We start from the raw sequence: 617 nt of genomic DNA on the forward strand, positions 1-617 counted from the left end.
TGATCGCTGAAAGACCGATGCCACCCAGACCAAAGATCGCAACCGTGTCGCCTTTTTCAACTTTTGCAGTGTTCAGAACCGCGCCCATACCAGTCGTTACGCCACAACCTAGTAGACACACTTCTTCAAGAGGCGCTTGCTTGTTCACTTTGGCTAATGAAATTTCAGGCAGCACTGTGTACTCAGAGAAAGTAGAACAACCCATGTAGTGGAAGATGGTTTCACCGTTGATAGAAAAACGGCTTGTACCATCTGGCATCAGACCTTTACCTTGTGTTTCACGAACGGCCTGACAAAGGTTGGTTTTGCCCGATTTACAGAACTTACACTCGCCACATTCTGCGGTGTAAAGAGGAATCACGTGGTCGCCAACCTCAACGCTGGTAACACCTTCGCCAACCATTTCAACAATACCGCCACCTTCGTGACCAAGAATCGAAGGGAAGATGCCTTCTGGATCGTCGCCTGACAGAGTGAACGCATCAGTATGACAAACACCTGTCGCGACGATGCGCACTAGCACTTCACCCGCTTTAGGAAGCTGTACATCCACTTCTTCCATTTTCAGTGGCTCGCCAGCCGCCCACGCAACCATTGCCTTGGATTTGATGTGAGTT

Annotated in this window: 1 protein-coding gene; it reads right to left on the reverse strand. The window is 49.6% G+C overall.

Annotated elements, in window-relative coordinates:
- The coding region (locus R7R78_RS27535) for an alcohol dehydrogenase catalytic domain-containing protein (protein WP_225474786.1) at positions 1–617 on the reverse strand (617 nt) is incomplete at both ends.

The sequence above is a fragment of the Vibrio sp. 2134-1 genome (assembly GCF_033339495.1).